This is a genomic window from Agromyces sp. NPDC127015 (assembly GCF_042725165.1).
Classification (GTDB): domain Bacteria; phylum Actinomycetota; class Actinomycetes; order Actinomycetales; family Microbacteriaceae; genus Agromyces; species Agromyces chromiiresistens.
In genome coordinates this window covers 441773-454386 of record NZ_JBHXDI010000005.1, presented here as the reverse complement: position 1 = coordinate 454386, position 12614 = coordinate 441773, and the positions used below count along the sequence as shown (strand labels likewise).

Sequence of the window (12614 nt, the reverse complement as noted above, 5' to 3'; positions counted from 1 at the left end):
CCCGAGGGCCCGGCGCCAGCGTACCGGCCCGAGCCTCGCGTACGGTGTGAAGATGAGCGACTTCTCCCCCGTGACCGCCGGTCTCAGCCCGTGGCAGCGCACGGCGGCCGGGGCGGGCCTGCTCGGCGCCGACGGTGCGATCGCCACCACGATCTTCGCCGAGATGAGCGCCCTCGCCGCACGCACCGGGGCCATCAACCTGGGCCAGGGGTTCCCCGACGAGGACGGCCCGGCCGCCGTGCTCGACGCGGCCCGCGATGCGATCGCGGCCGGGCTCAACCAGTACCCGCCCGGCATCGGCATGCCGGTGCTGCGCGAGGCGATCGCGCGCCACTGGTCCCGGTGGTACGGGATCGAGCTCGACGCGGCGTCCGAGGTGCTCGTGACCGCTGGCGCGACCGAGGCGCTCGCCGCGACGATCCTCGCGTTCGTCGACACCGGCGACGAGGTCGTGACCTTCGAGCCGTACTACGACGCGTATGCCGCGCTCATCGCGCGCGCGGGCGGCGTGCACCGCACGGTGCCGCTCACGTTCCCCGGCTGGCGGCCCGATCTCGACTCGCTCGCCCGCGCGATCACCGACCGGACTCGCATGATCATCGTCAACTCGCCGCACAACCCGACGGGGGCCGTGTTCGACGACGACGTGCTCGCCGAGATCGTGCGCCTCGCGGAGCTCCACGACGTGCTCATCGTGACCGACGAGGTGTACGAGCACCTCGTCTTCGACGCGCCGCACCGCCCGATCGCGACGTTCCCCGGTGCCCGCGAGCGCACGATCTCGGTCTCGTCGGGCGGCAAGACGTTCTCGACGACAGGGTGGAAGATCGGCTGGCTCAGCGCACCCGCACCGCTCGTGAGCGCCGTGCTCGCGGTGAAGCAGTTCCTGACCTACGTGAACGGGGCGCCGTTCCAGCCGGCGATCGCGACCGGGCTCGACCTGCCCGACGAGTTCTTCGCCGGCGCCGCGGCGGCGCTCGCCGCGAAGCGCGACCTGCTCGCCGCGGGCCTCGAGTCGGCCGGGTTCGCGGTCTCGCCGCCGCAGGCGGGCTACTTCGTCGTCGCGGATGCCTCGCCGCTCGGCCACTCGGACGCGGCGCGGCTCTGCCGCGAGCTGCCGGGGCGAGCGGGCGTCGTCGGGGTGCCCGTGTCGGCGTTCGTGCACCCCGACCGCCATGACGCGTATCGCAGCCTCGTGCGCTTCGCGTTCTGCAAGCGCATGCCCGTGCTCGAGGAGGCCTCCGCGCGTCTCGCCTCACTCGGTCGCGGCTGAGCGGGGCACGACCGCGTACCGGCGCAGCGCGAGCGCCGGGTTCACCCGCCTGACGGCGGCGACGCGCTCGCGCGACACCCAGGCGACCGCGACGCCGGCCTGCTCGCCGAGGCCCGCGAGCTCGGTGCCCATGGGGTCGATGACGAAGCTGTTGCCGACCGCGACGGGCGGCGTCTGGTCGGCGGCGGCGAGGTATACGGTGTTCTCGATCGCGCGCGCGGTCGCGAGCGTGCGCCAGTGGTGCTCCTTCAGCGGGCCGCGCACCCACTCGGCCGGCACGAGCACGAGTTCGGCCCCGGCGTCGACGATCGTGCGCGTGACCTCGGGGAATCGCAGGTCGTAGCAGGTCTGCATCCCCACCGGCACGCCGTCGACGGTGAAGATCTCGGGTGCGTCGACCGCCCCCGCGACCACCCGGTCGGACTCCCGCTGCCCGAACGCGTCGTAGAGGTGCTGCTTGCGATACGTCGCCACGAGCCGCCCGTCGTCGTCGAACGCGACGAGCGTGTTCGAGAAGCGCTCGGGGTCGGAGGCCTGCTCGAGCATGCCCGCGACGAGGTGCACGCCGAGGTCGCCCGCGAGCGCGCCGAGCGCGCCCGCGAAGGCGCCGTCGATCGGCTCGGAGGTATCGGCCATCTCCTGGCCGAGCTCGGCGGTGAAGAACATCGAGTACTCGGGGAGCACGACGAGCCGCGCGCCGCGCGCCACCGCCGTGCGGGCGAGCCCCTCGATCGTGTCGAGATTCGCCGCGACATCCGCAACAGGTGCGAACTGCGCGACGGCGACCCCCAGGTCACCGCCGGATGCCTCGCCGTCGCTCCGTTCGTCATCCATCACGACCTCGCCGTCCACCATGCCACCAGCGTAGGCCCGGGCCTGGCCGCGAAGCGTCGCCCGCACTCCCGATCGGCGGGTGGCGACGCGGTACTGCGCATCACGGGCGGGTGTGCAAGCCCCTTCCGATGAGAATTCCGAGGTGCTGTACTGGCCGGGTTCATCACGGAGGCCGCGACGACGCGGACTCCGAACAGATCGGTCCCGCGCGACGAAGGGCAGACCGTCCGGCGCCACGGGTCCACGAGAGAAATGGGACACCGCCGTGCTCCGAGCACCATCAAGGGCGGTCGGCGCCGCCACGAGCATCGCCGTCGCCGCCGCGGCCTTCGTCGCGGCATCCGCCATGCCGGCCCAGGCCGACGACCACCTGAACCTTCCGGGCGAACCGACGATCACGCTGCCGATCAACGACAGCGAGGCCGGCGGCACCTACGACCAGGACTTCACCCGGGTCTACGCGGGCACGACGCCCGACGACACCCCCGTGTACATCTACGTGCCCGTGGGCACGCCGCTCGACGGCAGCGCGCCGACCGGCGTCGACAGCCTCGACCCCGCCTTCGACCCCACCCCCGACGACGAGTTCGTGCCGTGCGCCGACGCCGACGTCGCCGACTACACGCTCACGCAGGCGCAGATCGACTACATGGGCGCCGAGCTCTCGAACCAGATCGTCGCCGTCGACGAGGAGCACTTCGGGCCCATGGACGCGGCCGACCCCGACGAGCCCGCGAGCGACTCGCTCGTCATGGTGGTCTACAACGTGCAGGACACCCAGTACTACGACTGCACGGAGACCACGTACACCGCCGGGTACTTCGCCCCCGAGTTCATCGACTCGTCGGGCATGAACGCCATCGTGATCGACGCGTACGACTGGGCGAACCGGGTCGGCCCCGCCGACTCGGAGTGGAACGACGACGACCCCGACAACGACCAGCCGACCCTCTACGAGGGCGTCATCGCGCACGAGTTGGAGCACCTGCTGCACAACTACAGCGATCCCGGGGAACTCTCCTGGGTCGACGAGGGCCTCGCCGACTTCGCGGTGTTCCTCAACGGCTACGACGTCGGAGGCTCGCACCTCACCTACCACCAGGTGTTCTACGCCGAGACGTCGTTGACCAGGTGGGGCGGCGGCCTCGAGAACTACGGCGCCGCGTACACCTTCTTCCAGTACCTGTGGGAGCAGGCCGGCGGCAACGGCGACGGAACCTACGAACCCGATCTCGAATACGACGGCGAGGGCGGCGACCTGCTGATCAAGCTCATCTTCGAGAACCCGGCCGACGGCATGGAGGGCGTGCAGGCCGCCATCGACGCCTTCAACGGCGAGACGGGCGCCGAGCTCCGCTCGGCCGAGGACCTCTACCGCGACTGGGCGGTCGCCGTCTACCTCGACGACGAGGCATCCGACCGCTTCGACATCAAGGCCGTCGACTTCGGCGACCCCGCGTTCACGAACTGGACCTTCGACATCGCCGACGACCAGTTCTGGGAGGGCCGGGGCTCGAACCAGGGCGCCCAGCCCGAGGCCAAGTGGCTGCGCCGGGCGAACCCCTCGAGCGACGTGGCGCTGCCGTACGGCATCCAGGTCGAGCGTTTCCGCAACCCCGGGCCGACCGTCACCGTCGCGCTCGACGGCGACGACACCACGCGGATCGCACCCCACACCGGCGACACGCACTGGTACGCCGGCTACGAGAGCCAGTCGGAGAACGTCCTCGACGTGGACGTCACCGGAGCGGTGACCTCGCTCGACTTCTGGACCTGGCACTTCATCGAGGAGGGCTGGGACTACGGATTCGTCGAGGCGCTCGTCGGCGGCGAGTGGGTCACGGTGCCCCTCGTCGACGACGCCGGCACCGCGGTGACGACTGATGACGACCCGCACGGCAACAACCCGACGGGCAACGGCCTGACCGGCACCTCGGGCGGTGAGTACTTCGTCGACGAGCCGGTGTACGTGCACTACACGGCGCAGCTGCCCGCCGGCACGACCGACGTGCAGTTCCGGTACTCCACCGACGCGGCGTACCTCGACACGGGCTGGTTCGTCGACGACGTGATGGTGAACGGCACCGCGGCGACGCTGTCGTCGGACGAGGGCGAATGGTTCGAGACGACGGGACTCCAGGACAACAACTGGACGCTCCAGATCGTCGCGACCTGCGACCTGACGCCGGGCGTCGACTCGCCCTTCGAGATCACCGACGACGCGGGCAACTTCGTCTACCGGCTCGAGGGCGACGCGATCTCGCAGGCCGGCTTCCAGACGAAGTGCGCGAGCGGCAACAACCGCGACTTCGTGACGCTCGTGTCGAACCTGCCGACGGGCGACCTGACGTACCTCGACGCCGGGTACACGCTCACGGTCACGAACACGGGGAACCGCAAGTCCGGCTGAGGCCGGGCCGTCGGCTCGGCGTGCCGAGCCGCTCGGGGCCGGGAGGATTTCGCACCCTCCCGGCCCCGGCATGCGTCAGTCGAACCGCGCCGCGATCGCCTCGACGGCCCAGCCGTAGTGCCCGCCGAGACACTCGTGCGCGGGCACCGCGAGCGGCTCGCCGAGCCAGTCGAACCGATCCGCATCGAAGAGCACGTCGCCGCCGATGGCCGACACCCGCGCGAGGGCGGCGGCATGGCTCGCCTGGACGCGGGCGAACGCCCGCGCGACGTCGCGCACGCGGTACTTGTCGCGCAGCGACCGGTTGAGTGCGTCCAGGTGCTCCCAGTCGTAGCCCTCGGCCGGATAGGCCGGCGTCGTGCCCGCATCGATCGCATCGAGCCAGCCGAGCAGCAGCTCGTGCCACGCGTGCAGGTGGTTGAGCACGTCCTGCAGGTCGCGGTCGCGCCCGGCGCCCGGAACGCCGGATGCCTCGGCGGACGCAGGGGCGATCGGGAACGGCCGATCGCGAACGGCCGGCGGGATCACGTCGATCACGTCCTCGAGCGTGCGGAATCCGCGCATCGCGGCGGCCTGGAGGGCGACGGCGGTCTCGGGTACGGGCATGTGGCCATCGTAGGGGCCCCACGGCGGCGGTCGGCCGGGTCGGTGCACGTCGATCGCCGTGAGCCGCGTGCGCGCCCGGTTACCTGTGAGTGCGCACATGTTGAGTGCCGATACTGCGAAGCGGAGGACATCACGGACTCCGGGCGCTGAAGAGGAGGTGCCCATGAACAAGAAACGCGCTCCACGCGAAGGCGCTCGAGCGGACGAGCGTTGGGAGACCGAAGGCGGATCGCTCGACGCCTCCGGAAACGAGGCCGACGCCGCCGACGCCCAGGCTGACGCCGACGCGCGGGTCGACGCCGACGTCGAGGCGGACGCCCAGGTCGACTCCGAGACCGACGCCGATGCGGCGGCCGGTCGCGGGGCGGCGCAGCGACGAGAGGGCCGCTGGCGCGCGGCGCAGGGCGAGCACTGGCACAAGGCCGACTACACCGACGAGACGAAGCGACGCGATGGGAATTGACGCCGCCGCAGACGGTGACGTCTCCCGTGCAAGTGCCCGGCGCAGAAAAGCAGAAGGCCCGGAATCTCGACGATTCCGGGCCTTCTTCTCGTTGCGGGGGCAGGATTTGAACCTACGACCTCTGGGTTATGAGCCCAGCGAGCTACCGAACTGCTCCACCCCGCGGCACAAGAGAAAACACTAGCACGGGAAACGGGCACCGTCCAATCGGCCGCCTTCTCGACCCCGCGACCGCTGCGGCGAGCACGCTCATCGGGAGGCGGAAATCACGCCGAGCCCTCGGCCGCGGGTGTGCAGCATGTGCACGCCCGCGCGATTCGATTGGAGGTCTCCACAGCGACCGTGCGGCTTCGCTCGCGACATCCGCGAACCTTTGTGAGGAGTCTTAACTTACGTGGACGGCCTTGGTAGTGTCCCGGCAACCGCCGCACCCGCGGCGGCCGGCAGACCACGATCGATGAGGATTCCATGTCACCACGCCCCCTCCTGCGCGGCGCGGCCATCGCCGCCGCCACCACCGCGCTCATCGCCGCCTCCGCGGCCGCCCCCGCCGTTGCGAAGGGCCACGACGGGCCCGAAGGCCCGAGCGACATCAACGGCTACCGCAGCGTCGGCTACCTGATGGCCGACACCCCGGTGACCCGTGACTTCGAGATCGAGGACCTGCTCACGACGGGTGCCATCGAGGACGTCACCCACATCAACTACGCGTTCGGCAACGTCACCGCGAACCTCACCTGCGAGATCACGGATGTCGCGGGCGAGGGCGATGCGTACAACGACTACCTGCGACTCGTCTCGCCGCAGGACTCGGTCGACGGCAAGCGCGACCTGCCGAACCGGCATCAGCGCCTCGCCGGCAACTTCAACCAGCTCAAGAAGCTCAAGGCCGTGAGCCCCGAGACGAAGGTGCTCATCTCGCTCGGCGGCTGGACCTGGTCGGACAACTTCTCGGCCGCCGCGGCGACCGCCGAGAGCCGCGAGCGGCTCGTTTCGTCGTGCATCGACCTCTACCTGAAGGGCGACCTGCCGAGGGTCGGCCATCTCGGCGGCCCCGGCGCCGCGGCCGGCGTCTTCGACGGCATCGACGTCGACTGGGAGTGGCCGGTCAACGGCGGCGAGACGGCCAACGCCTCCCCCGCCGACCGTGAGAACTTCCTCGCGCTCATGGAGGAGTTCCGCCGCCAGCTCGACGTGTACGGCGCCGAGACGGGCGAGGACTACCTGCTGACCGCGTTCGCCCCCGCGGGCGGCTGGAACACGAACGCGGGCGGCTGGACCGACCCGCGCCTCTTCGACGTCGTCGACTGGCTCAACATCCAGGGCTACGACTACGCGGGCGGCTGGACGGGCAACACGGGCCACCAGGGCAACCTGCACCCGGACGGCTCGAACAACTGGGGCCTCGCCCTCGACAACGCGGTCGGCCTCTACACGGCCGCCGGCGCCCGGCCGGAACAGCTCAACGTCGGCATCCCCGCCTACGGCCAGGGCTGGACGGGCGTGACCGTCGGCGACCGCGCCGTGTGGACGCCCGACCCCGCCGTCAGCTCGATCGGCACGAAGCCGTACTACGAGATCCGCTCGATCGGCGAGGGCTACTACGACCCCGCGATCGGCGCCTCCTGGCGCTACGACGCGGCGACCGGCCAGTGGTGGAGCCTCGACGACCCGAAGTCGGTCGAGCAGAAGGCCGAATGGCTCGCCGAACAGGGCTACGGCGGCGCGATGTGGTGGGACCTCTCGGGCGACTACCGCAACGAGCTCGGCGGCGCGCTCGGTGAGACGCTGCGCGCGGCCGAGGAGGGCCCGCTCGGCTGATTCCCCGGAGGACGGCGGATGCCTCGGAGCGGGCACGCTCCGAGGCATCCGTGCTGCTCGCGGTCGCGGGCCCGACGCGCGTCGCTACGCCGCCGACGGGTTGCGCGCGACGATCTCGTAGGAGAGCGGCAGCCAGTGCTCGGCCGGCCAGCCGTACATGCCCTCGCCGAGCGCGGGCGTCGCCGGGTAGATCTGCCACGGCACCGAGTAGTGCTCGTCGAACGCCTCGATCTCGAGGCCGGCGTCGCGCAGCGCGCCGAGCACCGTGCTGAGCGGATGCAGCCATTCCCAGTTGCGGGAGTTGACGAGCTTCGCCCCGGGGTCGGCGTAGTCGCTCGGATCGTCGAGCACGTCGGGCTGCCCGGCGTTGTCGTACGCGTAGCTGATCGTCGGCAACCCACCGGGTCCGTCGGCCCCGTCGAGCACCATCGCTGACGGATGCCCCTCGGCGAAGTACAGGCGACCGCCCGGCTTCAGGAACCAGGCGACGATGCGCGCCCACTCGGCGATGTCGGGCAGCCAGTTGATCGTGCCCCAGGTCGCGAAGACGAGGTCGAACGACTCGGGCTCCGGCAGCATGTGCCGGGCGTCGTAGACGTTGGACTCGATGAACCGCGCGCGACCTTCGACGCCGAGCTCGGCGGCCATGCGCCGAGCCTCGGCGACGGCCGCGGGGGCGAAGTCGATGCCGACCGCCGTCGCGCCGCGGTTCACGAGCGAGAGCGTGTCCGAGCCGAAGTGGCACTGCAGGTGCAGCACCCGGACGCCCTCGAGGCCGTCGGGATGCAGCCGGTCGATGCCGGCCGCGGCGATCGGGTCGAGCACTCCCCCGCCGGCGCGCAGCGGCGCCTGGTCGTAGAAGTCGCTCGCCAGGTGCACCCCGACGCGCTCGTCCCAGTTGGCCCGGTTGTCGTCGAGCCACTCGCCGTCGCGCAGGTCGAAGCCCATCGTCAGTCGCCTGAACCGCCGTCGGTCGTGCCGCCGTCGGTCGTGCCGCCGCCCGACTCGTCGGTCAGGGCGATCATCTTCGAGATGATGTCGGCCAGCTGCGCGTCGGCCTGGCCGTATGCGGTCCAGTCGCCCTCCGCGAGTGCGGTCTGCTTGTTCTTCAGCGCCTGCTTGGCCTGGTTCAGCAGCGCCTGCATCTCGTCGCTCGGCGTCTCGGGCGTCGTCGGCGTCGAACCGCCGTTCTCGCCCTCGCCGCCCGGCTCGGGCTCGACGTTCTCGTCGCCCGTGGTCGCGCCCGAGTCACCGCCGAACAGCACGTTCAGCGCCTGGTCGAGCGTGTCCTGGAAGGCGATCTGGTCGCCGAACGCGACGAGCACCTTCTGCAGCAGCGGGTAGCTCGTGTTGCCCGTCGACTTCACGTAGACCGGCTGCACGTAGAGCAGTCCCCCGCCGACGGGCACCGTGAGCAGGTTGCCGTTGATGACGTCGGACTGGCCCTGCTTCAGCAGGTTGAGCGACTGCGACACGCTCGGATCGGAGTTGAACTTCGCCTGGACCTGGCCGGGGCCGGGCACGTTGTCGTCCTCGGGGAGCGTGAGCAGCCTGAGCTTGCCGTAGCCGTCCGACCGCTTGCCGTCTTCTGCACCTGCGTCGGAGTCGACCGCGAGATACCCGCGCAGCACGTTGCGGCTCTGGTCGCCCCGCGCCTCGGGGATGAACGTCGAGTAGAGCGAGTAGGCCGGTGCGTCCTGGCCCGGCATCTGCATCGTCAGGTAGTACGGCGGCTGCAGCAAGGCGGTGTTCGCGCCCGCGGTCGGCTCCTTCGGCGTCGTCCACGCGTCTTCGCGCGAGTAGAACGGACTCGCCTCGGTGACGTGGTAGCGGCCGAGCACGGCGCGCTGCACCTTGAACAGGTCGGACGGGTAGCGCACGTGGCTCATGAGCTCGCCCGACATCTTGCTCATCGGCTCGACCGTCGTCGGGAAGACCTTCTGCCACGTCTGCAGCATGGGGTCCTCTTCGTCCCACGCGTAGAGCGTGACCGTGCCGTCGTAGGCGTCGACCGTGGCCTTCACCGAGTTGCGGATGTAGTTGACCTCGTCGAACGCGAGCGACGGGGTGAGGCCTTCGCTGTCGGCGATCGCCTCCGACATGCTCACCTTGTTCGAGTACGGGTACTGGTCGCTCAGCGTGTACCCGTCGACGACCCACACGATGCGCCCGTCGACGACGGTCGGGTAGGTGTCGGAGTCGAGCGTGAGGTACGGCGCGACCTTCTGCACGCGCTGGATCGGGTCGCGATCGTAGAGGATCTGCGAGTCGGTCGTGACCTCGTCGGAGAGGAAGATCTGCTCCGACTGGAACTTGAGCGCGTAGACGAGCTTCGTGAACACGTTGTCGAGCTTCGGCCCGCCGTCGCCCGCGAAGGTCGTCTGCGTCTGCTGCTCGTTGTCGCCGCCCGCCGGGTAGTCGAGCTCGATCGGATCGCTGCCCTTCGGGCCGCCCACGATCGAGTACTGCGGCGATCCCTCGCCGAAGTACACGCGAGGCTCGAAGTCGCCGAGCGTGCCCGACTGCGGGATGCCGGACTGGATGAAGACGGGCTGGCCGTCGACCGAGCGCTGGTTGCCGGCCGCGGCGACGAGGCCGTAGCCGTGCGTGTACACGAGGTGCGAGTTGAACCAGGTCTCGGCATCGCCGAGGCCCGAGAGCTTGACGTCGCGGACGGCGACCACGGTGTCCTGGGTCTCACCGTCGATGTCGTAGCGGTCGACGTCGAGCTGCTTCGGGAACTGGTAGTACTGGCGGAACTGCTCGAGCTGTTCGAAGGCGGGCGAGATCACGAGCGGGTCCATCAGGCGGATGTTCGCGGTCGTCTCGGCGTCGGAGCGGAGCGCGCCCGGCTCGGCGTCGGTCTTCGCCTCGAACGGGATCTCCTCGACCTCCGCGACGCCGTACGCGTCGCGGGTGAGGTCGATGTTGCGCTGGATGTACGGCGCCTCGAGCGACTTCGCGCTCGGGTCGACCTGGAAGCGCTGCACGACCCACGGGTAGAGGGTGCCGATGAGCAGGCTCGTGACGATGAGCAGCGCCGTGCCGATGAGGGGCAGCCGCCACCTTCCGATGATCGCGGTCACGAAGAAGAGCACGGCGACGACGACCGCGACACCGGCGAGGATGCCTCGGCCCGGGATCACCGCGTTGACGTCGGTGTACGCGGCACCCGTGATGAGCGAGCCCGATTCGGTGACGGTGGCGTACTGGTCGAGCCAGATGCTGATGCCCTGCAGCAGGAGGTAGATGCCCGCCGTGACCGCGATCTGGATGCGCGCCGACTTCGAGATGACGACCTCGCGGCCCGAGACGCGGATGGCACCGTAGAGGTAGTTCGTCGCGATGACGAGCAGCACCGAGAGCAGGACGACCGCCGACGCGAAGCCGACGACCCCGCGATAGAAGGGGAGCTCGAAGATGTAGAACCCGATGTCGAGGCCGAACTGCGGGTCGGTCTGCCCGAACGGGGTGCGGTTCAGCCACGCGAGGGTGACCTCCCAGCGGCTCGAGGCGGAGACACCGGCGAAGACGCCGAGGACCACCGGGATGCCGTACATGGCGAGCCGGCGGAGCGGCTCGAACACCTCCTGGTAGCGGTCGAGCTGCGAGTTGAGCTTCGCGTACACCGGGCGCGTGCGGTACGCGATCTGGATCGAGCCCCACACCGGCAGGGCCATCGCGAGGAAGCCGATCACGAACAGCGAGGCACGAGCGATCCACTCGGTGGTGAGCACCGAGAGGAATCCGAGCTGCTGGTACCAGAGCACGTCGGCGTAGAGTCCGGTGAACACGAAGAACGCGATGACGAGCACCACCACGATGCCGATCGTGATGGCGATCGGCGCGCGACGGCGCGGAATCCTCGGTTCTTGCGGCTGTGCTGACACTCTCGGCCTCATGTTCGGTCGGGATGGGATCGGGACTCCATCCTAGAGTCGCGATGCTTGGAATCTGCTGGTCAGGAGGCGTCGCACGACGGGTAGGAACCCGTCACCTCGCCGTCGGCGAGGTCCTCGACGATCGTGCGCGCCTGGTCGAGCGTCGACACCGCGAAGACGTTCAGGCCGTCGGGGACATGCCCGACCACCTCGTCGCAGTTCGACTCGGGCGCGAGGAACCAGTCGGCGCCCGCGCCCTCGGCACCCCACAGCTTCTGGCGGATGCCGCCGATCGGGCCCACCCGGCCCGCCGAGTCGATCGTGCCGGTGCCCGCGACGACCTCGCCGCCGGTCATGGCGCCCGGCGTCAGCTCGTCGACGATGCCGAGCGCGAACATCATGCCGGCGCTCGGGCCGCCCACGTTGTCGAGCTGCAGTTCGACGTCGACCGGGAACTCGTAGTGCATGCGAACGCCGACCCCGAGCACGGGCGTGCCCCCGTTGTCGACCGGTGTCACCTCGACGGTCTGCTGCTCGCCGTCGCGCTCGATCACGATCTCCGCCGGGTCGTCCGTGCCGTGCTCGCCGACCGCCTGCTGCAGTTCGCCGATCGAGTGCACCGGGGTGCCGTCGAGCGAGACGATGACGTCGTCGGGCTCGATGACCCCGGCCGCGGGCGAGTCGTCGAGCAGCGACACGACGGTCACCTCGCGGGGGAAGTCGTAGCCCAGCTCCACGAGCGCCGCCGCGATCGCGTCCTGCTGGGAGTCGACCATCGCGGCCTGGTTCTGCGCATCGCGGTCGGAGTTCGACACCCCGGGCGGGAAGACGGCCTCGATCGGCATGACCGAGCGCGTGCGGTCGAACCATGCCGTCATCACCTCGATCCAGCTGGGGGTGTTGCCGGGCTTGCCGAACACGGAGACCGTGAGCAGGTTGAGCTCGCCGTCGGTCGGATAGGTCGTCTCGCCGGGGATGTGGATCAGCGGCACCTGATCGCCATCGGCGTTCTCGGCCGAGCCGAGGGTGTCGTAGACGGGACCGGGCGCCTCGATCACGTAGGGCGACGGCATCACGGCGAAGACGAGCCCGATCACGACCGCGACCGTGACGGAGCCCCAGCCGATGCGCTCGCGGAGCGACCACTCGTGCCGGTGATGCGCCGACGAGGAGTCGTCGGAGAAGAGGGCCATCGGGCATCCTTTCGCGCCGATCGCAGCGGGTGCGGGGGTTGCGGGGGCGGCCAGGCCGGCGCTGTTCGCGAAGGGCGGACACCCGAAGAGCCAGCCTAGGCCATTTCCCGGTCGCCACCCGGGATCGTCGCGT

General features: G+C 70.1%; 9 protein-coding genes and 1 tRNA gene. 4 read left to right on the top strand and 6 right to left on the bottom strand.

Annotated features, from left to right (window positions below; all coding sequences use genetic code 11):
• Nucleotides 1-52: 52 nt before the first annotated feature.
• Complete coding sequence (locus ACFWGP_RS16875) at nucleotides 53-1273, top strand: aminotransferase class I/II-fold pyridoxal phosphate-dependent enzyme (protein WP_231430558.1); 1221 nt, start codon at nucleotides 53-55, stop codon at nucleotides 1271-1273.
• On the opposite strand, the gene ACFWGP_RS16870 is transcribed toward ACFWGP_RS16875, so the two are convergent.
• On the bottom strand, nucleotides 1256-2107 hold the full coding sequence (locus ACFWGP_RS16870; protein WP_376931465.1) for a carbon-nitrogen hydrolase family protein: 852 nt from the start codon (nucleotides 2105-2107) through the stop codon (nucleotides 1256-1258). The genes ACFWGP_RS16875 and ACFWGP_RS16870 overlap by 18 nt on opposite strands.
• A 265-nt stretch (nucleotides 2108-2372) precedes the next feature.
• Between ACFWGP_RS16870 and ACFWGP_RS16865 the strand changes: the two genes are divergently transcribed.
• Nucleotides 2373-4517: a hypothetical protein gene (locus ACFWGP_RS16865; RefSeq protein ID WP_376931420.1), complete on the top strand. Its 2145-nt coding sequence runs from the start codon at nucleotides 2373-2375 to the stop codon at nucleotides 4515-4517.
• 75 nt (nucleotides 4518-4592) lie between these two features.
• Here the strand turns inward: ACFWGP_RS16865 and ACFWGP_RS16860 are convergent, their stop codons facing one another.
• Entirely contained in the window at nucleotides 4593-5123 is a 531-nt protein-coding gene (locus tag ACFWGP_RS16860) for a ClbS/DfsB family four-helix bundle protein (protein ID WP_231430556.1), read from the bottom strand.
• A gap of 163 nt (nucleotides 5124-5286) precedes the next feature.
• Between ACFWGP_RS16860 and ACFWGP_RS16855 the strand changes: the two genes are divergently transcribed.
• The gene (locus tag ACFWGP_RS16855; RefSeq protein WP_376931419.1) at nucleotides 5287-5586 is read left to right on the top strand and encodes a hypothetical protein; all 300 of its coding nucleotides are present in this window, start codon (nucleotides 5287-5289) and stop codon (nucleotides 5584-5586) included.
• Between the two features lie 91 nt (nucleotides 5587-5677).
• Here ACFWGP_RS16855 and ACFWGP_RS16850 read toward each other — a convergent pair.
• Nucleotides 5678-5751, bottom strand: a tRNA-Met gene (locus ACFWGP_RS16850).
• A 303-nt stretch (nucleotides 5752-6054) separates the two neighbouring features.
• On the opposite strand from ACFWGP_RS16850, the gene ACFWGP_RS16845 reads away from it, so the two are divergent.
• Nucleotides 6055-7407, top strand: a complete 1353-nt coding sequence (locus tag ACFWGP_RS16845) for a glycoside hydrolase family 18 protein (RefSeq protein WP_376931418.1) — start codon at nucleotides 6055-6057, stop codon at nucleotides 7405-7407.
• A gap of 84 nt (nucleotides 7408-7491) precedes the next feature.
• Here ACFWGP_RS16845 and ACFWGP_RS16840 read toward each other — a convergent pair whose 3' ends face one another.
• From ACFWGP_RS16840 to ACFWGP_RS16830, 3 genes are read right to left on the bottom strand one after another with little or no spacing between them, the layout of a single operon-like run.
• Nucleotides 7492-8355 (bottom strand): class I SAM-dependent methyltransferase, encoded by an 864-nt coding sequence (locus ACFWGP_RS16840; RefSeq protein ID WP_376931417.1) that lies wholly within the window; start codon nucleotides 8353-8355, stop codon nucleotides 7492-7494.
• Between the two features lie 2 nt (nucleotides 8356-8357).
• Nucleotides 8358-11309, bottom strand: a complete 2952-nt coding sequence (locus tag ACFWGP_RS16835; RefSeq protein WP_376931416.1) for a UPF0182 family protein — start codon at nucleotides 11307-11309, stop codon at nucleotides 8358-8360.
• 59 nt (nucleotides 11310-11368) lie between these two features.
• On the bottom strand, nucleotides 11369-12481 hold the full coding sequence (locus ACFWGP_RS16830; RefSeq protein ID WP_376931415.1) for a PDZ domain-containing protein: 1113 nt from the start codon (nucleotides 12479-12481) through the stop codon (nucleotides 11369-11371).
• Between the last annotated feature and the right edge of the window lie 133 nt (nucleotides 12482-12614).

Excerpts from the sequence above, each read along its gene's own strand:
- ACFWGP_RS16875 (WP_231430558.1), top strand. The coding sequence starts at position 53 with ATGAGCGACTTCTCCCCCGTGACCGCCGGTCTCAGCCCGTGGCAGCGC.
- ACFWGP_RS16870 (WP_376931465.1), bottom strand. The coding sequence starts at position 2,107 with ATGGATGACGAACGGAGCGACGGCGAGGCATCCGGCGGTGACCTGGGG.
- ACFWGP_RS16860 (WP_231430556.1), bottom strand. The coding sequence starts at position 5,123 with ATGCCCGTACCCGAGACCGCCGTCGCCCTCCAGGCCGCCGCGATGCGC.
- ACFWGP_RS16855 (WP_376931419.1), top strand. The coding sequence starts at position 5,287 with ATGAACAAGAAACGCGCTCCACGCGAAGGCGCTCGAGCGGACGAGCGT.
- ACFWGP_RS16845 (WP_376931418.1), top strand. The coding sequence starts at position 6,055 with ATGTCACCACGCCCCCTCCTGCGCGGCGCGGCCATCGCCGCCGCCACC.
- ACFWGP_RS16840 (WP_376931417.1), bottom strand. The coding sequence starts at position 8,355 with ATGGGCTTCGACCTGCGCGACGGCGAGTGGCTCGACGACAACCGGGCC.
- ACFWGP_RS16835 (WP_376931416.1), bottom strand. The coding sequence starts at position 11,309 with ATGAGGCCGAGAGTGTCAGCACAGCCGCAAGAACCGAGGATTCCGCGC.
- ACFWGP_RS16830 (WP_376931415.1), bottom strand. The coding sequence starts at position 12,481 with ATGGCCCTCTTCTCCGACGACTCCTCGTCGGCGCATCACCGGCACGAG.